The organism is Streptomyces sp. Ag109_G2-15 (genome assembly GCF_900215565.1).
Classification (GTDB): Bacteria; Actinomycetota; Actinomycetes; order Streptomycetales; family Streptomycetaceae; genus Streptomyces; species Streptomyces diastatochromogenes.
Window position 1 is genome coordinate 1434025 of record NZ_OCNI01000002.1, and the last position, 19204, is coordinate 1453228.

General features: G+C 70.7%; 22 protein-coding genes and 1 tRNA gene. 13 read left to right on the forward strand and 10 right to left on the reverse strand.

All coding sequences use genetic code 11. The annotated features are described in order from the left end of the window. Positions 1-393: 393 nt before the first annotated feature. Positions 394-1044, reverse strand: a complete 651-nt coding sequence (locus CRP49_RS42815) for an oxidoreductase (protein WP_179852034.1) — start codon at positions 1042-1044, stop codon at positions 394-396. Here CRP49_RS42815 and CRP49_RS47400 point away from each other — a divergent pair. The 3 genes from CRP49_RS47400 (at position 1024) to CRP49_RS42830 (ending at position 3881) form a co-directional block, all read left to right on the forward strand. Next, positions 1024-1320: a hypothetical protein gene (locus CRP49_RS47400; RefSeq protein WP_179852035.1), complete on the forward strand. Its 297-nt coding sequence runs from the start codon at positions 1024-1026 to the stop codon at positions 1318-1320. The two genes, CRP49_RS42815 and CRP49_RS47400, sit on opposite strands and share 21 nt — an antisense overlap. Before the next feature lie 491 nt (positions 1321-1811). Continuing rightward, positions 1812-2441 carry a TetR/AcrR family transcriptional regulator gene (locus CRP49_RS42825; protein WP_097258732.1) on the forward strand — a complete coding sequence of 210 codons (630 nt, stop codon included), beginning with the start codon at positions 1812-1814 and terminating at the stop codon, positions 2439-2441. A 279-nt stretch (positions 2442-2720) separates the two neighbouring features. Then, positions 2721-3881: a serine hydrolase domain-containing protein gene (locus CRP49_RS42830; protein ID WP_097258733.1), complete on the forward strand. Its 1161-nt coding sequence runs from the start codon at positions 2721-2723 to the stop codon at positions 3879-3881. A gap of 492 nt (positions 3882-4373) precedes the next feature. Here the strand turns inward: CRP49_RS42830 and CRP49_RS42835 are convergent, their stop codons facing one another. Genes CRP49_RS42835 through CRP49_RS49485 form a run of 3 tightly spaced genes read right to left on the reverse strand, consistent with a single transcriptional unit; the run spans position 4374 to position 6828 of the window. Continuing rightward, positions 4374-5042: a CdaR family transcriptional regulator gene (locus tag CRP49_RS42835; protein ID WP_143670107.1), complete on the reverse strand. Its 669-nt coding sequence runs from the start codon at positions 5040-5042 to the stop codon at positions 4374-4376. Continuing rightward, entirely contained in the window at positions 5039-5725 is a 687-nt protein-coding gene (locus CRP49_RS42840; RefSeq protein WP_257033829.1) for a TnsA-like heteromeric transposase endonuclease subunit, read from the reverse strand. Before CRP49_RS42840 ends, CRP49_RS42835 begins: the two co-directional genes overlap by 4 nt. Then, complete coding sequence (locus tag CRP49_RS49485) at positions 5722-6828, reverse strand: TniQ family protein (RefSeq protein WP_097258735.1); 1107 nt, start codon at positions 6826-6828, stop codon at positions 5722-5724. Before CRP49_RS49485 ends, CRP49_RS42840 begins: the two co-directional genes overlap by 4 nt. A 165-nt stretch (positions 6829-6993) precedes the next feature. Between CRP49_RS49485 and CRP49_RS42850 the strand changes: the two genes are divergently transcribed. The 8 genes from CRP49_RS42850 to CRP49_RS47405 all read left to right on the forward strand — a co-directional run bounded on the left by CRP49_RS42850 (position 6994) and on the right by CRP49_RS47405 (position 13041). Beyond that, positions 6994-8172, forward strand: coding sequence for an FAD-binding oxidoreductase (locus tag CRP49_RS42850; RefSeq protein WP_097258736.1), 1179 nt, complete (start codon positions 6994-6996; stop codon positions 8170-8172). After that, positions 8169-8471, forward strand: coding sequence for a (2Fe-2S)-binding protein (locus CRP49_RS42855; protein WP_097258737.1), 303 nt, complete (start codon positions 8169-8171; stop codon positions 8469-8471). Before CRP49_RS42850 ends, CRP49_RS42855 begins: the two co-directional genes overlap by 4 nt. Beyond that, entirely contained in the window at positions 8464-9861 is a 1398-nt protein-coding gene (locus CRP49_RS42860) for an NAD(P)/FAD-dependent oxidoreductase (protein ID WP_097258738.1), read from the forward strand. The genes CRP49_RS42855 and CRP49_RS42860 overlap by 8 nt, the downstream gene beginning before the upstream one ends. Before the next feature lie 72 nt (positions 9862-9933). Further along, positions 9934-10830, forward strand: coding sequence for a dihydrodipicolinate synthase family protein (locus tag CRP49_RS42865; protein WP_097258739.1), 897 nt, complete (start codon positions 9934-9936; stop codon positions 10828-10830). 47 nt (positions 10831-10877) lie between these two features. Further along, the gene (locus CRP49_RS42870; RefSeq protein ID WP_097258740.1) at positions 10878-11879 is read left to right on the forward strand and encodes a proline racemase family protein; all 1002 of its coding nucleotides are present in this window, start codon (positions 10878-10880) and stop codon (positions 11877-11879) included. A gap of 27 nt (positions 11880-11906) precedes the next feature. Then, the gene (locus tag CRP49_RS42875; protein WP_097258741.1) at positions 11907-12617 is read left to right on the forward strand and encodes a GntR family transcriptional regulator; all 711 of its coding nucleotides are present in this window, start codon (positions 11907-11909) and stop codon (positions 12615-12617) included. 100 nt (positions 12618-12717) lie between these two features. Further along, positions 12718-12843: a hypothetical protein gene (locus tag CRP49_RS48710; protein WP_257033830.1), complete on the forward strand. Its 126-nt coding sequence runs from the start codon at positions 12718-12720 to the stop codon at positions 12841-12843. A gap of 57 nt (positions 12844-12900) precedes the next feature. Further along, a complete protein-coding gene (locus CRP49_RS47405; protein ID WP_179852036.1) occupies positions 12901-13041 on the forward strand; it encodes a hypothetical protein in 141 nt (46 codons plus the stop codon). Between the two features lie 117 nt (positions 13042-13158). Here CRP49_RS47405 and CRP49_RS42880 read toward each other — a convergent pair whose 3' ends face one another. The 4 genes from CRP49_RS42880 to CRP49_RS42895 form a co-directional block, all read right to left on the reverse strand. After that, positions 13159-13908, reverse strand: a complete 750-nt coding sequence (locus tag CRP49_RS42880) for an SDR family NAD(P)-dependent oxidoreductase (protein WP_097258742.1) — start codon at positions 13906-13908, stop codon at positions 13159-13161. Between the two features lie 185 nt (positions 13909-14093). Beyond that, positions 14094-14552 carry a PaaI family thioesterase gene (locus CRP49_RS42885; RefSeq protein ID WP_097259332.1) on the reverse strand — a complete coding sequence of 153 codons (459 nt, stop codon included), beginning with the start codon at positions 14550-14552 and terminating at the stop codon, positions 14094-14096. A gap of 78 nt (positions 14553-14630) precedes the next feature. After that, complete coding sequence (locus tag CRP49_RS42890) at positions 14631-15302, reverse strand: enoyl-CoA hydratase-related protein (protein WP_097258743.1); 672 nt, start codon at positions 15300-15302, stop codon at positions 14631-14633. A gap of 23 nt (positions 15303-15325) precedes the next feature. Beyond that, the gene (locus tag CRP49_RS42895; protein ID WP_257033832.1) at positions 15326-15949 is read right to left on the reverse strand and encodes a TetR/AcrR family transcriptional regulator; all 624 of its coding nucleotides are present in this window, start codon (positions 15947-15949) and stop codon (positions 15326-15328) included. 299 nt (positions 15950-16248) lie between these two features. Here CRP49_RS42895 and CRP49_RS42905 point away from each other — a divergent pair, with 299 nt between their 5' ends. Further along, the gene (locus CRP49_RS42905; RefSeq protein WP_097258746.1) at positions 16249-16809 is read left to right on the forward strand and encodes a nucleoside-triphosphatase; all 561 of its coding nucleotides are present in this window, start codon (positions 16249-16251) and stop codon (positions 16807-16809) included. Between the two features lie 31 nt (positions 16810-16840). Here CRP49_RS42905 and CRP49_RS42910 read toward each other — a convergent pair. Beyond that, positions 16841-16914 (reverse strand) — tRNA-Pro (locus CRP49_RS42910). 45 nt (positions 16915-16959) lie between these two features. After that, positions 16960-18387 carry an MFS transporter gene (locus CRP49_RS42915; RefSeq protein WP_097258747.1) on the reverse strand — a complete coding sequence of 476 codons (1428 nt, stop codon included), beginning with the start codon at positions 18385-18387 and terminating at the stop codon, positions 16960-16962. Positions 18388-18625: 238 nt separating this feature from the next. Between CRP49_RS42915 and CRP49_RS42920 the strand changes: the two genes are divergently transcribed. Next, positions 18626-19204 carry a TetR/AcrR family transcriptional regulator gene (locus tag CRP49_RS42920; protein ID WP_097258748.1) on the forward strand — a complete coding sequence of 193 codons (579 nt, stop codon included), beginning with the start codon at positions 18626-18628 and terminating at the stop codon, positions 19202-19204.

Genomic DNA, 19204 nt, shown 5'->3' on the forward strand with positions numbered 1-19204 from the left:
GTCCCCACGGATCCGGCGCGGCGGGACCGCTCCTGCTCATGAGCGGCCCCGGTCTGAGGTGGTGTGCGTAGCAGGAAGGGGGCGGGCTGCTAGGGGTAGGAGGCGCCTGCGGGGCCCGGACGGCTGCCTCGACCAGTTCTGTGTCTGCGGGACGGGAGGTGTTTGGCGTCGCAGGCAGGGCCAGGGGCAGGGGGCCAGCGATTCAGCACGCGGCCGGGGACAGGCGGGCCGCGGTGCAGATGAGGGCCGATGGTGCTGCGGCAGGACGACGGGCGCCGCCGGGGAAACCGGTGAAGGCACGGTACGGCCTGCGGTGAAGACATGAGGTCCGGTTCGTCCCGCGCCATGGAGAGCGCGGCGCAGGGCTGTTGACGAAGCTGGGCCCGTTGAGGGTCAGGAGGGCAGGCCGGAGGCGCGGGAGATGACGGTGTCGAAGGCGCGGTCGGACACGAGGCGCCGCAGGGCGATGAGCGGGCGGGCGCCGAAGCCGGTGGCATAGCGGGTCTTGGGACGGCGGGCGGTGACGGCCTTGCCGATCGCGTCGGCGATCACCTGGGGCGGGGAGTTGCGCTTGGCGTGGGCTTCGGAGCGCATCAAGGAGGCCACGGCGTCGGCCTGCTTGGCGTAGGCACCGGCGGCGGAGGAATTCTCCAGCTGGTCGGCGGCGATGCCGCTCCACTCGGTGGCGATGGCGCCGGGCTCGATGACGACGACGTCGATGCCGAAGGGCTTGGCCTCCAGGCGCAGGCAGTCGCTGAGGGCTTCGAGAGCGAACTTGGTGCCGTGGTACCAGCCGCCGAGCGGGACGTAGATCTTGCCGCCCACGGACGTGATATTGACGATCGTGCCGGAGTGCTGGGCGCGCATGTGCGGCAGGGCCAGCTGGGCCAGGCGCATGGCGCCGAAGACGTTAACCTCGAACTGGCGGCGGGCCTCGTCCATGGTGACGTCCTCGATGGCGCCGTAGGAGCCGTAGCCGGCGTTGTTGACCAGCACGTCGATGCGGCCGGCCTCGGCGACGATGTGGTCGATGCCGGCGGCCATGGAGCCGTCGTCACGGAGGCGATCGCCATCAACCACGCCGTCAAGGCCGCCGCCCGCGCCCTCGGCGCCGACCCCGTCGACCGGGATGCCGAAGCCCGCGCAGGCGCTGCACTGGCCGCGCTGATCCAGGCGGGCCAGGCCGACGGAGACATCCACCAGGACGTCACCGTCGACGACATCTACCTGCTCTTCAGCACGGCCCCCACCAACCAGCCCTCCGCCGCCCGCACCCGCTGGCTCACCCTGGTCCTCACCGGCCTGACGACCCACACATGAACCGGAGACACCGGAACTGCCTCATAACCATTGCCTTCCAGCAGGGGCGGCCAGGCAACCGTGTTGTACGGCCGTACGGACAGCCCGGCGCGGCGGTCAGGCCGGACAGCCCTACGTCGGCCCAGGTGCATCAGCCACGCTGGTTCAGGGCGCGAGTGAGGTCGCGGTTCGCGGCCCGGGCGGCATCGAGTTCTGCCTGCCGCTCCTCCAGAGCCTGAGCCGGTTCGATGTTGCGCTGTTCCAGCTGGAGCGGTGAGCTGACGAGAAGAGTGGGTCATCACGGGACTCCTTGGTGCACGTTCGGTCCGGCTGGTTGCCCGGCACGCGAACTCGATGCAAACTGTACTCAATACGTTTTGTATCGCAGGAGAGTGGAGCAGTGCGCGAGTCCGAGGTAGCAGCCCGGTCGGCTCCGTGCGCGACTACCTGCACAGCGGCTCGCCTCTCAGTCAGGAGGCAGCCTCGCAGCTGCCGACGGAGAGGATGGCCCGATGAACCACCCGACCACCCCCGCGCCCGCACGTCCACCCCGCCAGCGCAAGGCGACCCGCGCGCAGCTGATCGCCGCGGCCGCCGACCTGTTCGCCGAACATGGCACCACCAACGTCAGCATCGGGGCGATCTGTGAGCGCGCCGGGTTCACCCGCGGCGCGTTCTACTCCAACTTCAAGACCGTCGACGACGTCTTCTTTGCCCTGTACGAACAGCGCAACGCCGAGGCTCAGCAGCGGCTGGAGGCGCTGACCGCCGACGCGCCGTTTTCTGAGCAGGCTCGCTGTTCCCTGGAGTCCGTCGTGGCCACGATATTGCGGGCGCTGCCGATGGATCCGCAGTGGGTGGCGATCCGCACCAGTTTCGCGGGGCAGGCCCAGCACCGGCCAAAGGTCGCGGCCGCACTGCGCGAGCATGCCGAGCAGCTCCGTCGGCATCTCCAGCCGCTGCTGTTGCATGTCCTGGAGCTCACCGGCCGTCGACCGCTGGACTCCGTAGAGGATTTCACCCGGGCCGTCATCACCGCGCACGTCGGCGCGATCACTCAGTCACCACTCCACGACGACCCCGAAGCCGTCCGCGAAGCCGTCGTCCGCGGCATCATTCTCGGCCTGACCACCGAGCAGTGAGCAATAGCACCTCCGCTCAGCTCAGCAGTCCTGGCTGTGGACGTGATGGCGGGCCACGCCGCGCGGGTCGCGGACGACGCACGCGACAGCCTCTCGATCCGATCGTTCACACGGGCCGGGTGCGCTTCAAAACCCGTTCCGCTCCAGCGGCTCAGCCGCCAAGGCGACCGCGCCCGCACGGCGCGGGGCCCGTTCAGCCCTTTTAGTCCGCATTAGTCGTTTCGTTCTTCTGGGCTCAGCGCTGCTGAGACATTCAAAACACGAAGGGAAAAGCTGAGGATGACAGAGATCTCGGGTCAGTGCGACGACCGGTTCGCCGCAGTAAGGAAAGCCTTCGAACAGGCCCTGGACCAGAGCCAGGGCGGGGCATCGGCGGCGGTGTTCCTGGACGGCGAGCCGGTGGTCGATTTGTGGGGCGGCTACGCCGACCGTGCGCAGACCCGGCCCTGGACCCGCGACACCCTGGTCAACGTCTGGTCGGTCACCAAGACCATGACCAATCTCTGCGCGCTTGTGCTTGCCGACCGCGGGGAGCTGGACCTGTACGCACCCGTGGCGCGGTACTGGCCGGAGTTCGCCGCCGAGGGAAAGGACGCGGTCGAGGTCAGGCATCTGCTGTCCCACACCGCCGGGCTGGCGGGCTGGGACGTGCCGCTGGCGGCTCCCGACGAGCTGTATGACTGGGACAGGTGCACCGACCTGCTCGCCGCGCAGAAGCCCTGGTGGCAATCGGGCACCGCCTCCGGCTACCACGCCGTGACCCAGGGCTATCTCGTCGGTGAGGTGGTTCGCCGGATCACCGGGCAGAGCGTGGGTCAGTTCTTCGCCGAGCAGGTGGCCACCCCGCTGGCCGCCGACTTCCACATCGGCCTGCCCGCCGAGGCCGACGATCGTGTCTCGAATGTCTTCAACATCGACGGCCTCCCCCTCCCGCCCGAGCTGGAGGAAACGGGTGCCAAGGTGTTCGGGCGCCCCAACGTGCTGGCCGACCCGGAGCCGTTCGCGGCCACGCGCGCCTGGCGGGCTGCGGAGATTCCTGCCGCCAACGGCCAGGGCAATGCGCGCTCGGTGGCCGCCGTGCACTCGGTGATCGCCTGCGGCGGCGAGGCACGCGGTGTGCGAGTGCTGTCCGAGAAGGGCGTCCAGACCCTCTTCGATCAGCAGTCGGACGGCGCCGACCTGATCCTGGGAAAGCACGTGAAGTTCGGTATGGGCTGGGGGCTGGGCAACGACGATCTGCCCATGGCCGGGCCTCGTACCTGCTACTGGGGCGGCGCTGGGGGCCACATGGTCATCGCGGACTGCGACAACCGCCTGACCGTGGCGTTCACCATGAACCACATGAAGCTGGGCGGCAATAACGGCAGCATCAACACCGGCGGCGACGAGCGGTTCCACCGCATTGCAGAAGCCGTCTATCAGGGCCTCGGCCGCCCGTAACGCCCGCACCGACCACAGCAAGCGTGCTCGACGGATCCGTCGAGCACGCTCCAGACCTAGGACCAACGCACAGCGTGATCTTGAGCTGTGCGCCTCGAACGGGAGCCTCGATCGGGAGATCGCCGCAGGCCGTGAGCATGAAGCAAAGCCGCTCCTCGATGTCCAGCATCGCGGATGGCGCTCTTCCTGTCTTGCGGCCGACACTGCGCAGTACTTGCGGCCAGGCCGAAGCCCCACCTCTGGCCTGGCCCGCTGAACTGCGAGCGGACGGCGAAGGGATGGACGGGCCAACGGCACGAGCGCGCCGTTCCGCCCGGGATTCCCTTCGGTACGCCGGGCGAGGTCGTCGGCCAACGTGCCGGCTTCCGCGTCGACGAAGCCCGGGGTCTGCTGGGGCGTTGGCGCTTGTGCCCTTTGACCATCTCCTGCAGCGGGCGGCGCGGGCGTACCGCTGGACAGTGTGGCATCCCCAGCCCCGATGATGGGCTGCACCTACTCGTCCTGGAGGTTCAGCCAGTGCATCGCGTCCAGGGCGATGCCGACATTGGTGCCGTGCCGGTCCAGAGTGACGGGCAGGCGGTCTTCGGCGCGGCGAATGCGTTGCAGGATGGTGTTTCGGTGGGTGAACAGCAGCTCTGCTGTCCGGGATGCGTTGTACCGCTGGTGGATAAACATTCGCAGCGTGTCACGTAGGTCCTGTGGGCCTGAGGCCAACGGGCCGAGAGTCGCGTAGATGAATTCGCGTAGCCGGGCTTCATCTCGGGCCAGCAATATGACGGCGGCGACGTCGTCATAGAAGGCGAGCCGGTGCGCGTTGTTGCTCTGCACCAGCCGTTGGGTCTCCACCGCGCGGTCGTGGGTGCGTCGGAACCCGTCCACTCCCTCGTCCAATGAACCGATCGCAAGCCTGACGTCGCGGTGCGGGGCTAGAGCGGTCTCGAGTGCCTCGGCCGAAACTGGGATTCCGGGCGTCAGCCACAGCCACAGCGACGAAGCGCTGGCATGAACGAGCAGCCGGCTTCTGGACTCCGCGATCCGGCCGAGCCCGCTCGCCACCTGCACGAGTGCCGCGCGATCGGCGATCCGTGGTGGCGCCCAGAGGATTACCCCCAAATGTCTGGCTGAGAGCGAGTATCCGAGACTCTGATCAACACCGGTCACAGCCACATCAGGTGATACAGCACCCCGCGTGCCAGGTCCGGATACTCCATGAACCGGACGAGCTCCCCAATCTCTACTGGATCACGGGCCAGTTCGAGCAGGCGGGGAACCAGATCCGCACCCAGGTGCAGCGGGCGCCGAGCGCTGGACAGCAGATCGACGTTCACCCAGCGCTGCCCACTCGGCTCCGAAACCATGGCGTAGTCCCAGCCCAGCCGCTCGCACGTATATCGGGTGCGCTCCTCCTGCAACAGCACCTTCGGATCGTCACGCAGTTCGGAGTTCTTCACGTCCAGCAGCAGTGCGCTGCCGTCGCGGTGGCGTACGAAGACGTCCGGCGTGTGCTGCCAGGCCCCACGGGCGTCGATCGCATCGAACTCCAAGGGCTGAGTCACGAATGCGGTCACTTCCGAGTCGAAGTCCAGCAGCATGAGCCACTTCGACTCCAGCACGCTTTCGTAGTCAGCGAAGTCCCCCCACTTCGCCACCCAGTACTGGCCCGGCATGTGCCCTTGGCCCCGGTGGCTGGGAATCTCCCGCACCATCCTGCCGTTCTCGAACGGCAGGTCAGCAGCCTCCTCCAACGGCACCAGATGCTGAACTCCTTCAGAATCGACGTACCGTACCCGCACCACGTCGACGTCTCGAACAGATGACTCCGGTACCTGCGCATCACGGCTCACCGCGAGTACCTCCTCTCCGCGGACTTCTGGTCGAAGAGCCCCAGCGGCACCTGCGCTGCCACTGCCCTCGCGAAAACCCCCGGCATCGGGAGCCGCATCAACGGACGAGGCGTCAAGCAGCCTTCTTCAACCGCCGTACGCACCAGCGGCGCTAACCCTCGAGTCAACTCCTGCCTGTCGGCCGCTGCCAATAGAGGGGTAACCACCGTGAGGAACGCTGCCGCAGCTGCGGCCGAAGCAGGGCCCCAGCCGAATCGGCCCCGATACACGTCTCGCTCCACGCGTTCGTCCAGAAGAGCCCTGGTACACCAGCCCGGCACGTCCGGTAGGCGTCCCAAGATCGTGGGCAGCCCGAGCCGCAAGAAGATCACACAGGCACGGAAGGCCTCGAACCACTGTCGTGCCGATACCTTCGTGCCACCCAGCGTGGGATATGCCCGGCGGTACGCGATGTCCAGCCAACGCCGCTGTGCGTCGACCGTCCGTTCGTCTGCCTGACTCACGCGAACCGCGGATAGCCACTGTGCACACGGCCTCCCGTGACCGGAATTCGCGCAGCACGTTGGAAGCCTGTTCCACCGCGCCGGCACGGCCCGAGGCCTGGCTCCGCCCCACCGCAGTACCCAACCGCACGCCGGACACCGATCGAGCAGCGTCACCTCATGCTCAGGGCACACCGCCGCACACGACAGCTTCCACCACAGCCGCCACACCCCGCCCGAGGCCAGTAGACAGCACGGACAGGCCCGGCTGCCGTACACCTCGACCCACTCCCGTGCCGCCGACGGCCAATGCGCCTTGGTGGCGGAGAGCACCTCCGCCACGCTCAGCGGCCCACCCTCGAAAACCGACAGATGCATCCGGTCCACTGCGCTGCCCGGGACACCCGTCGCTGCGTACACGGCCTGCCGGACCGCCTCATCACACCGCACTCCGAACACAGGGGGCCGGGTACTCGCATACTTCCCCCGAAGCCGCAGCCCCATCAGGGTGGCGACCTCAGCCGGAGGACATCGATTCACGCGAGCCATCCGATCGACCCACGAGGCGAACGTCTCATCCGTTCGCGGGTCTGTGACCAGCGCTAATCTCCGTGACAGCATGCGCTCACCTCTTGAGAGTGACCTGCATCACTATCATTTTGCAGTATTCACTCTCATTTGCACTCTCATGTTGAGGTATTCACTCTCATTTTGAGGTGCCGCACTCAGGTGACGAGGCCGGCGCGGGGTCTCCTCAGGAAGTGCGACATGTGACATAGTACTGCCGTGGCGAAGCGACTGACCTGCGATGTCGTGGTCGTCGGAGCCGGGATGGTGGGCGCGGCCTGTGCGCTGTACGCCGCGCGGACCGGCCTCGACGTGAGGGTGGTGGACCGGGGCCCGGTGGCCGGCGGCACCACCGGAGCCGGCGAGGGCAACCTGCTGGTCTCCGACAAGGAGCCGGGCCCCGAACTGGAACTCGCCCTGCTGTCGGCCCGTTTGTGGGCGGAGCTGGCCGGAGAACTGGGGGCGTCGGTCGAGTACGAACCCAAGGGCGGTGTGGTGGTCGCCTCGACGCCCGGCACACTCGACGCGCTGACGGACTTCGCCGCGGGCCAGCGCGCCGCCGGTGTCACGGCCGAACCCGTTGACGCGGCCGAACTCCGCGAGCTGGAACCGCACTTGGCCCCCGGCATGGCGGGTGGTGTCCGCTATCCGCAGGACGCCCAGGTGATGCCCGCGCTGGCCGCAGCCCACCTGATCCGCGCCTCCGGCGCCCGCCTGCACACCGGCCGGACCGTGACCGGAGTGCTGCGCGCGGCGGACGGGGCGGTGCTCGGCGTCCGTACCGACGAGGGGGACATCCACGCGCCGGCGGTGGTGAACGCGGCCGGGACCTGGGGCGGCGACCTCGCCGCACTGGCGGGCGCACACCTCCCGGTCCTCCCCCGCCGAGGCTTCGTCCTGGTCACCGAGCCGCTGCCGCGCATGGTCCGGCACAAGGTGTACGCCGCGGACTACGTGGCGGACGTGGCGAGCGACTCGGCCGGACTCAGGACCTCGCCGGTCGTCGAGGGCACGGCCGCCGGGCCGGTCCTGATCGGCGCGACCCGTGAACGGGTCGGTTTCGACCGCTCGTTGTCCCTTCGGGCGGTACGGGCGCTGGCGGCCGGGGCGATCGGGCTGTTCCCCTTCCTGGAGCGGGTGTGCGCGCTGCGGACGTACGCGGGGTTCCGGCCCTACCTGCCCGACCATCTCCCGGCGATCGGCCCCGACCCCCGGGTGCCCGGGCTGTACCACGCCTGCGGGCACGAGGGCGCGGGCATCGGACTGGCCACCGGCACCGGGCGGTTGATCGCCCAGGCGCTGACCGGGAAGACCCCGGACCTGGACCTCGGGCCCTTCCGTCCGGAGCGGTTCGAGGCGACCGCGCCCCCTGGGACGAACGGAGACAACAGCCGATGAATCCAAGGGAGTTGGCCCGGGCGCGGCCGGGCGCCGCGTTCACCGTCACCTTCGACGGCCGGCCCGTCGAGGCACTGCCCGGCCAGACGGTCGCGGCCGCGCTGTGGGCGGCCGGAGTGACCTCCTGGCGCAGCACGCGCGGGGCGGGCCGGCCGCGCGGGGTGTTCTGCGGGATCGGGGTGTGCTTCGACTGCCTGGTGACCGTCAACGACCGGGCGAACCAACGGGCTTGTCTGGTCCCGGTACGGCCGGGTGAGGTGATCCGCACACAGGAGGGGACGGGTCGGGACGATGACTGAGCGACCGCATCTCGCCGTCGTCGGGGCGGGTCCGGCGGGACTGGCCGGGGCCCTGGCGGCGGCCGCGCGCGGCGTGCGCGTGACCCTCGTCGACGCGGCCGAGCAGGCGGGCGGGCAGTTCTACCGGCAGCCCGCCGCCGCGCTCGGCGCCCGCCGCCCCCAGGCCCTGCACCACCAGTGGCGCGCCTGGGAACGGCTGCGGGACGGACTCGAACGGCACGTCGACGCCGGTCGGGTCACGCACCTGACGGATCACCAGGTCTGGTGTGTGGAAGGGGAATCGGGTGCCTTCGCGGTGCACGCGCTGCGCGGTCCCGCACAGGAGGAGGGTGTCACCGTCCGCGCCGACGCCGTACTGCTCGCCACCGGCGGCTACGAGCGGGTGCTGCCCTTCCCGGGCTGGACACTCCCCGGTGTCGTCACCGCGGGCGGCGCGCAGGCCATGCTCAAGGGCGGCCTCGTACTGCCGGGCCGTACGGCCGTGGTCGCGGGCACCGGGCCGCTGCTGCTGCCCGTGGCCACGGGACTCGCGGCGGCGGGTGCCCGGGTGGCCGCGCTGGTCGAGTCCGCCGATCCGAAGGCCCTGGTGCGGCGGGCGCCGGTCCTCGCCGCGCAGCCCGGCAAGCTCGCCGAAGGCGCTTGGTACACCGGCCAGTTGGTACGGCACGGTGTCCGCGTCCTGCCCCGGCACACCGTCGTGGAGGCGCACGGCGCCGACCGGCTGGAGGCGGTCAGCGTCGCCGGGCTCGACCGGGACGGACGGCTCAGGCCCGGCACCGCCCGCCGCATCCCCTGCGACACCCTCGCGGTGGGGCACGGCATGCTGCCGCACACCGACCTCGCCGAGACCCTCGGCTGCGCCCTGTCCGGGACGGACGTCCGGGTCGACGGCGAGCAGCGCACCGATGTGCCGGGCGTCTGGGCGGCCGGGGAGACCACCGGCATCGGCGGTGCGGCCCTCGCCCTCGCCGAGGGACACATCGCCGGCCGCTCCGTCGCCGCCCGGCTGCACGGCACCACGCCCGACCCGCGCCGGTGGGCCACGGCCTCCCGGTCCCGTGCCCGGCTGCGGGAGTTCTTCGCGGCGCTCGACGCGGTGTACGCCCCGCCCGCCGACTGGGCCGACCGGATCACCGACGACACGGTGGTGTGCCGCTGCGAGGAGGTCACCGCCGCACAGGTCCGTACGGCGCTCAACACGCTCGGGGCCGGCGACCTGCGCACCGTGAAGCTGCTCACCCGGGCCGGGATGGGCTGGTGCCAGGGCCGGATGTGCGGGCCCGCGGTGGCCGGGCTGACCGGCTGCCCGCTCACGCCCGGGCGCCGGCCGTTCGCCCGACCGGTACCCCTCGGGGTGCTGGCGGCACTGCCCGAGCCAGAGACCGACTGACCGGTGCCGGAGGCGTGCACACGCTTTTCTTCCTCAGTAATATGTCACACCATATTGGATTGGGGACCGCTCATGACCCTCCCGGAGAACCGCCCCTGGCGCGGTGTCCTCGTCGCCACCGCGCTCCCGCTGCGCGCCGACCTCTCCGTCGACCACGACCGGTACGCCGAGCACTGCGCCTGGCTGGTGGACAACGGCTGCGACGGTGTCGTACCGAACGGCTCCCTCGGCGAATACCAGGTGCTCACGCCCGAGGAGCGCGCCAAGGTGGTGGAGACGGCCGTGGCCGCGATCGGCGGTGCGCGGGTGATGCCGGGCGTCGCCGCGTACGGCTCCGCCGAGGCACGGCGCTGGGCCGAGCAGGCGGCCGAGGCCGGCTGCGCGTCCGTGATGCTGCTGCCGCCCAACGCCTACCGCGCCGACGAACGGTCCGTGCTCGCCCACTACGCGGAGGTCGCCAGGGCGGGCGTGCCGGTGGTGGCGTACAACAACCCGATCGACACCAAGGTCGACCTCGTGCCCGAACTCCTCGCCCGGCTGCACGGCGAGGGCCACATCCACGGCGTCAAGGAGTTCTCCGGCGACGTCCGCCGAGCCTACCGGATCGCCGAACTCGCCCCGGAACTCGACCTGTTGATCGGCGCCGACGACGTCCTGCTGGAGCTGGCCGTGGCAGGCGCCAAGGGCTGGGTGGCCGGCTACCCCAACGCGCTCCCCCGGGCCTCGGCCGAGCTGTACCGCGCCGCCGTGGCCGGGGACCTGGCCACCGCGCTCCCCCTGTACCGGCAGCTGCACCCGCTGCTGCGCTGGGACTCGCGGGTGGAGTTCGTACAGGCCATCAAGCTGTCGATGGACGCGGTCGGCCGCTACGGCGGCCCGGTGCGCCCCCCGCGCGTCCCGCTGCTGCCCGAGCAGGAGGCAGCGGTGCGTGCGGCCACGGAAAAGGCCGTGGCCTCGGGGCTTGCGTGACGGACGGGAGGACGGAAACGTGACCTACCACGGGAAGGACACCGGAGATGCGCAGCAAGCTCGTCCTGCACGCCGTCGACTCGCACACCGAGGGCATGCCGACCCGGGTGATCACCGGCGGGATCGGCACCGTACCCGGTGCGACGATGAACGAGCGGCGCCTGTACTTCCGTGAACACCGCGACCACATCAAGCAGTTGCTGATGAACGAGCCGCGCGGGCACTCCGCGATGAGCGGCGCGATCCTGCAGCCGCCGAGCCGCCCCGACTGCGACTGGGGTGTGATCTACATCGAGGTCTCGGGCTATCTGCCGATGTGCGGGCACGGCACGATCGGCGTGGCGACCGTGCTGGTCGAGACCGGCATGGTGGAGGTCGTGGAACCGGTGACCACCATCCGTCTGGACACCCCGGCCGGGGTGGTGGTCGCCGAGGTCGCCGTCGAGGACGGTGCCGCCACGAACGTCACGTTGCGCAATGTGCCGTCGTTCAGCGTCGGGCTGGACCGCAAGGCGGTGCTCGCCGACGGGCGGACGGTGACGTACGACCTCGCCTACGGGGGCAACTTCTACGCGATCCTGCCGCTGGAGGAGTTCGGCCTGCCCTTCGACCGGGCCCGCAAGGACGACATCCTCGCCGCCGGGCTGGCGCTGATGGAGGCCATCAACTCCGAGGAGGAGCCGGTCCACCCGGAGGACCCGTCCATCCGCGGCTGCCACCACGTCCACCTCTACGCGCCCGGCGCCACCGCCCGCCACTCCCGGCATGCGATGGCCATCCACCCCGGCTGGTTCGACCGCTCGCCCTGCGGCACGGGGACGAGCGCGCGCATGGCGCAACTGCACGCGCGGGGCGAACTGCCGTTGCACACCGAGTTCGTGAACGAGTCGTTCATCGGCACCCGGTTCACCGGCCGGCTGCTGGGCACGACCGAGGTAGCCGGCATCCCCGCCGTCCTGCCGAGCTTCACCGGCCGGGCCTGGATCACCGGCACGGCCCAGTACCTGCTCGACCCGACCGACCCGTTCCCGGAGGGGTTCGTCCTCTAGGCTCCGACCGGCCCCGACTAGACTTCGATGATGCGTGACATGGCACAGACCGGCAGGCACAACCCGCAGGACGCGGACGCACCCGTACTCCCCCGGCTGGGCGGCCGGCGGAGCAGCTTCCGCGAGCGGGTGGCCGACGCGCTGCGGGCCGCGCTGATCGCGGGCGAACTGCGGCCGGGCGAGGTCTACTCGGCGCCGTCGCTCGCGGCCCGCTTCGGCGTCTCGGCGACGCCGGTGCGGGAGGCGATGCTGGACCTGGCCAAGGAGGGCCTGGTCGACACCGTGCCCAACAAGGGCTTCCGGGTCACCGCCGTCTCCGACAAGCAGTTGGACGAGTACACCCAGATCCGCGCGCTCATCGAGGTCCCCACGGTGGTGGAGCTGGCCCGCACGGCCGACCGGGTCTCCCTGGAGGCGTTGCGCCCGGCGGCCCGGGAGATCGTCGCCGCAGCGGCGGCGGGCGACCTGATCGCCTACGTCGAGGCCGACACCCGCTTCCACCTCGGCCTGCTCGCCCTGGCCGGCAACGCCCACCTGGTCGAGGTGGTCGCCGACCTGCGGGGGCGCTCCCGCCTCTACGGCCTCACCGCCCTGCTGGAGGCGGGCCGCCTGCTCGCCTCGGCCGAGGAGCATCTGGAGCTCCTGGACGCGTTGCTGGAGCGCGACGAGAAGGCCGTACACGAGGTCATGACCCGGCATCTCGGGCATGTGCGCAGCCTGTGGGCGGCCCGGGACTGACCCCGGTGCAGGTGTGTGCCGTCGCGGGAGTCGTGACCGCCGGTAAGGGCACCCTGGACACGGGGCCGCCCGGTCGGGTGACCGGGAGGGGGCCGCGCACGTGACGTACGGGGTGGAACTTCCGCTCGGGGGAACCGACGGGCGGCTGGGGGACACGGTCAGGGGGGCCGTCGCCGAGCACCCCGCAGCCGCTCTGGTCCAGATCGCCCGGCCGGAGCAGGCGTGACCGCCCGCGGGCCGCACCCTGCCCAGCGGTTCCCGGCGCCACAGTCGGCTGCCCGCCGTGTTCGCGCTCGGCTTCCCCACCAAGAACACGTTCCTGCTGGCCAGCCATGGCCTGATCCATCTCTACCGGCTCGGGGACCCACCCAGGGAGGAGGACGTCTACGACCTCGGCCCGACGCCCCCGTCTACCGCGAACTGACCGCTGAGCAACGCTCGGGGCTGCCGGTCGAGGTACCGGAAGGGCCGCTCTGCCCGGAGCCGGGGCCGCGCGCCGCCGAGCCGAATCCCGGCCGGCCGGAACTGATGGGGTGACGGCTCATACGACCTGCACGCCGTTGGCGACGATGGACTGGCCCGTGACCCAGTTGGAGTCGCCGCTGGCCAGGAACGTCACGATGCTCGCGATGTCCTGCGGGGTGCCCGGACGACCCAGATCGACGTCGGCCGCGAACCCCGAGTCGTCACCGGCACCGCCGACGAAGCCCGCCGCGCGGGAGCCCTCGGTCTCGATCAGCCCCGGGTTGATCCCGTTGACGCGGATGTCGCGCGGGGCGAGTTCCTTGGCCAGGACGTAGGTGATGCCGTCCACCGCGTGCTTGGCGGCGCTGTACACCAGGCTGCCCGGCATGTTCAGCGTCGACGCCAGCGAGCTGATGTTGATGACGCAGCCACCGTCGTTCATCCGGGCCACTGCCTCTTTCGTCACCAGGATCAGCCCCAGCACGTCGATGTCGAACACGCGGCGGAAACTCGCCTCGGTGATGCCGGCCAGGTCGGCGAACTCGTAGACACCCGAGTTGTTCACGAGCACGTCGAGCCCGCCGAACTCGCGCACGGCGGCCTCCGCGATCCCCTGGGCCTCGTCGGCCTTGCTGACATCGCCCTGTACGGCGACCGCCTTACCGCCGTCCTCGACGATCCCGGCGACCACCTTCTGCGCCGCGTCCCGCGAGCTGGCGTAGTTCACCACCACACTCGCGCCCTCCGCGGCCAGCGCCTGCGCGATGCCGGCGCCGATCCCCTTCGAAGCGCCGGTGACGACGGCGACCTTGTTCGAAAGCCTCATGGGATTTCCGTCCTTGCTGTGCCGTGCTGTCTTGCTGCTGGGCTGGCGAGGTCAGAGTGCCACGGAGACGATGTCGAACTGCGTGTTCGCCGGCGGTGTGGTGCGGTAACGCCCGTTCGGCGCAGACGAGAGGGCGGGCACGCCGAGGACCACGTGACGACAGCCCTTGTTCACGGCAGCGGGGTTCAGTCGCAGCCGAGGATGAGGCAGGTCGTGGTGGCGTGGGCGATCAGCTTCCCCTGGTCGTCCACGACCTTGCCCTCCGCCGTGGCGGTGCGGCGGCCGACGTGGATGACGTTCCCCTCCGCGATGAGCGTCTGACCGCCGGTGTGCGCGGCCCGGATGTAGTTGACCTTGAGTTCGAGCGTCGTGTAGGCGACACCCGCGGGCAGGGTCGTGTGCACGGCGCACCCCATGACCGAGTCCAGGAGGGTGGCCCCGATGCCGCCGTGGACGGACCCGAGCGGATTGGCGAAGTCCGGCCGGGTGTCGAGCGAGATGACGATACGGCCGTGCTCCACTTCGTCGAACCGCATGCCCAACAGCCTGCCGATCGAGGGGACGTCGGCTTCGGTCGGCCGCACGGACTGTATCCAGCGCATCAGTTCGAGGCCGGACAAGGCGGTGAGGTCGGTCGTGGACACGGGGTGCTCCTTGCTGTGGTGCTGGTCGAGTTGGTGTGCGGCGTCCCTGGCCATCGCCAGAGCACAGGGGAGGGAACGTCAGCCCAGGGGGTTGGCCGTGTCGCGCAGGGCTGCGAGGACCGGTGCGTACATGCGGGCCTTGATGGTGGCGAGGGTGTCGCCCGCCTTGGCGGCCTGGGCCTGCGCGATCCCGACGGCCGTCGTGCGTACGGCGTCCTCGTCGGCGGTGTGGTCGACGATGCCGGCGGCCAGGGCGTCGTGGCCGCCGTAGCGGCGGGCGGTGACCATGGCCTCGTGGGCGGCCTGCGGGGTCAGGCGGGACTGGATGAGGGCGGACATGCCGGGCGTGAAGGGGATGTTGATGTCGGCCTCGGGCAGGCACCAGAAGCCGCGGTCGGCGCGCATCACCCGGAAGTCCTGGGCCAGCGAGAACATCGCGCCGGCGGCGAAGGTGTGCCCCTGCAGTGCCGCCACGGTGACCACCGGCAGGGACAGCAGCCGGGCGAACAGCGCGTGCACGGAGACGACGTAGTCCTGGTGCTGGTCTGCGTGGGCGAACAGCCAGTCCAGGTCGAGGCCGTTGGAGTAGAACTTGCCCGTCGCGGCGGTCACCAGGGCGCGCGGCCCGTCCGCCTTCTCCACCTCGTCGAGCGCGGCGTCGACGGCGGCGAGCCAGTCGGGGTGGAAACGGTTCTCGCCGTCTCCGAGGTCGAGAACGAAGACGTCGTTCTGACGGTCGAGTCCGGGCATGACGGCTCCCTCGGGCTGGGCGGTCACGAGCGGGTGCCGTGACCTGGATCGGGGTCGGGGTCGGGCCGGTCGCGCAGGGCGTGGACCAGCAGGTCGTGGATCTCGGCGGCGGCGTCGTCCAGGGGGGCGGTGCTGCGTTCGGCCCGGCACATGATCACGGCACCCTCGACCGCGGCGATGACGAAGGCGGCCAGCCTCCTGCTCCGCCCCTCGGGCAGGCCGTTGCGGAGGAACACGCCGGCCAGCGCCTCCCGCCAGCGAGCGAAGACCTCGGCGGCGGAGCGGGCCAGTTGCGGAGCCTCGTCGTTGGTCTCCACGGCCACCGCCACGATCGGGCAGCCGGAGCGGAAGTCGCTCTGCACGAGCCGTTCCCGCCACAGGGCGAAGAACGCGTCGATCGCTTCCGTCACGTCGTCGGCCCGTGTCGCGGCGTCGATGAGGTCCGCGACGTAGTCGCCGGCCCGCGCCACCGCCTCGTCGATCAACTGGGAGCGCCCGCCCGGGAAGTGGTGGTAGACCGACCCGCGCGGAGCACCGCTGTGCGCGAGGACCCGGTCGATGCTGGTCGCACCGACGCCGTACTCGCCCAGCAGGGCGGCGGCACCGAGGACCATCCGCTCCCGGCTGTCACTCTTGCGCGGACTCACACCTTCACCGGCCTTTCTCGGCCACCCATCGACACTACCGACAGGTAACTTATGCTGTATGCCATAGTACATGCAAGAGGCACCGGGACGAGCGCGCGGGGGAAGTCGCCCTTCTCCGTCTTGTCGTAGGTACCGAAGCCGTTGGGCCACGGCAGGCCGCCCTGGGGCTCTTGGCCCTCCGCCACCGCAGTGGTGATCAGGTCAGGGGTGGTGAGGCGCCCATACCGGACCACACGCCAAATCGCCCGTTCGGCCGAGACCACCCAGCCGGCCTCGGGAGCGGGGATGAAGATGGCAGCATGCCGACGAGGATCCTGCTGGAGGGCCGCCCCGGCGCGGGCAAGACGACCGCCCTCCGTCGGCTGGCCGCGCTGCTGCCCGCCCACGCGGCCACCGGTTTCACCACGGAGGAGATCCGGCAATCCGGCACCCGGGTCGGTTTCGCCCTTCAGACCCTGACAGGCCGGCGGGAGGTGCTCGCTCATGTCGACCTCCCTGGTCCGCCGCGGGTAGGGAAATACGGCGTCGACCTGGGCGTCATGGAACGACTGGCACTGCCGTCGCTACGGCCGGCAGCGACCGAGGAGGCGACAGGGCGACTGGTGCTCATCGACGAGCTGGGGCGGATGGAACTGGCCTGCACGGCGTTCCGGGACGCGGTCATCACGCTGTTCGCCGCAGACATCGACGTCGTCGCCACGGTCCACGCGCACCACGATCCGTTCACCGACGCCCTCAAGCGGCGCGCCGACATCGAAGTCGTCCACCTCACCCCGGCCAACCGAGACGGCCTGCCCGGGCAGCTCGCGGCCCGGCTGCGGGGGCCCCGGGCGCACGGAAGGCCGCCCTCTCAATCATGAGAGAACGGCCTTCGACCTGCGCAAAGCAGAGTCGGGACGACAGGATTTGAACCTGCGACCCCTTGACCCCCAGTCAAGTGCGCTACCAAGCTGCGCCACGTCCCGTTGCGGGCTCACGCGGGGTGTTCCACGTGATCACGCAGGTCAACCCTACCGCACGCGCACGGGTTCGCGTTGCGCCCCCGCCGGAACGGGGTCCGTCGTGCGGCCGGCGCGGCGGACCGGGACGAGCAGGGCGGCGCCGGTCGCGGCCAGGCAGAGGAGGGCGAGCAGGGCCCAGCCGTGGGTGTAGCCGGAGGCGTAGGGCAGGCCGGAGGGCTGGAGGCGGGCGGTGACCAGGACGCTGGTGAGCGCGGCGCCGATGGAGCCGCCGATGGTGCGGATGTTGGCGTTCATGCCGGTGGCCGCGCCGGTCTGCTCGGGCGGGACACTGCCCACGATCAGGTTGGCCATCGAGGCGAAGGCGAGTCCGATGCCGAGGCCGAACAGGCCCGCGACGACGGCGATCTGCCACTGGGCGTCATGCCAGAGGGTCAGGAAGCCGCAGGCCAGTGCGCCGAGTGCGGCGCCCGCAGTGAGCAACGCCTTGGCGCCGACGCGGGGTTCGAGCCGCCCGGACAGGACGCCCGACAGGAACATCGCGACGAGCATCGGCAGCATGAGCAGGCCCGACTCGGTGACGCTCGCGCCGAAGCCGTAGCCGGCCGCGGTCGGTGTCTGGACGAAGCCCGGCAGGAAGGACCAGATGGCGTACATGCCCGCGCCGAACAGCAGGGCGGCCGCGTTGGTCGTCCACACCGCGGGCAGGCGCATCACGCGCAGGTCGATGAGGGGGCTGTGGGAGCGGGCCTCGGTGGTCAGCCAGAGCGCGAACAGCAGGACGGCGGCGGCGAACAGGCCGAGCACCCTCGCCGATCCCCAACCCCACTGCCCGGCCTGGCTCAGCGGCAGCAGGAGGGCCACCAGCCAGGCGGAGAGCAGCGCCGCGCCCAGCCAACTGACCTTCCCCTGGGCCCTGTTGGGTGACTCGGGGACGTAGCGCAGGGCGATCAGGACGGTCGCGGCGACGATGGCCACCGGGATCCAGAACAGCCAGCGGTAGTCGAGCGCGGAGACGATGGGCCCGGCGGCCACCATGCCGACACCGCCGCCCGCGGCGATCACGGCGGACAGGTTGCTGATGCTGCCGCTCACCTCGGACGCGGCGAACTCGTCGCGGATGATGCCGAAGGAGAGCGGGAAGAGGGCGCCGCCCACGCCCTGGACGACCCGGGCGACGATCAGTACGCCGATGTTCGGGGCGAGTGCGGCGACGAGACAGCCGGCCAGCACGGTCACCAGGACCGCGACGAGGGTGCGCTTCTTGCCGACGAGGTCGCCGACGCGGCCGAGGATCGGGGTGAAGACCGAGGCGGACAGCAGGTACGCCGTCATCACCCAGGTCGCGGTGGACTGCGAGGTGTGCAGGGCGTGCTGGACGGTCGGCAGGGCGGGCGCGATCAGCGACTGCAGCATGGCGAACACGCCGGCACCGGTCGCGAGGACCGCGAAGGTGAGGCGGGTGGACTTGCGGGGCATGAAGAAGCCTCTCCGGAATCGGAACGCGGAGGGTGGAGGAGGAGGTGGAGTGTGGGTGCCTCCCGGGGGGCGGGCGGTGCGCCATGCGCAGGGCCCGTGCTCACCGGGGTGCGGGAGGCCGGCGCCGGGGCGCGTCCGTCCACGGCGAGGCCACCCCCGCACTGCTAAAGTGGAGGTACCCCTCCACTGTAGCGGAGGCACACCTCCGGTTCAACCGAATCCCATCCGGGAGGCAGCAGTGACGGCCACGCCGTTCCCCGTCAGCGAGATCGTGGCGACCCACCGGCCGCACCGTAAGGACGCCGCCCGCAACTACGACGCCCTGCTCGCGGCCGCCCGCGAGGCGTTCGCCGAGCACGGCGCGGAGGCCTCCCTGGAGGACATCGCCCGCCGCGCGGCCGTCGGCATCGGCACCCTGTACCGGAACTTCCCCACCCGCCGCGACCTCTTCGAGTCCGTCTACGCGGACGAGGTGAACGCCCTGTGCCGGGCGGCCGTAGAGCTGGCGGACCGGGAACCGTGGGAGGCCCTGACGACCTGGCTGGACAGGTTCGCGGGCTACATGGTCACCAAGCGCGCGGTCCGTGAGGCCCTGAACGACGAGTCGGACATCTTCATCGCCTGCCGCGAGTCGATGTACGCGGCCGGCGGCCCGCTGCTGGAGCGTGCCCAGAAGGCGGGCGTGGCCCGGGCGGACATGGACTTCGGCGACCTGCTGCGGATGGTGGCCGGCATCACGGCGACGGCGTTCGAGGACGACGCCCAGCGCGACCGGGTGCTCGCGATCGCGCTGGACGGGGTGCGCACCGGCCGCTGA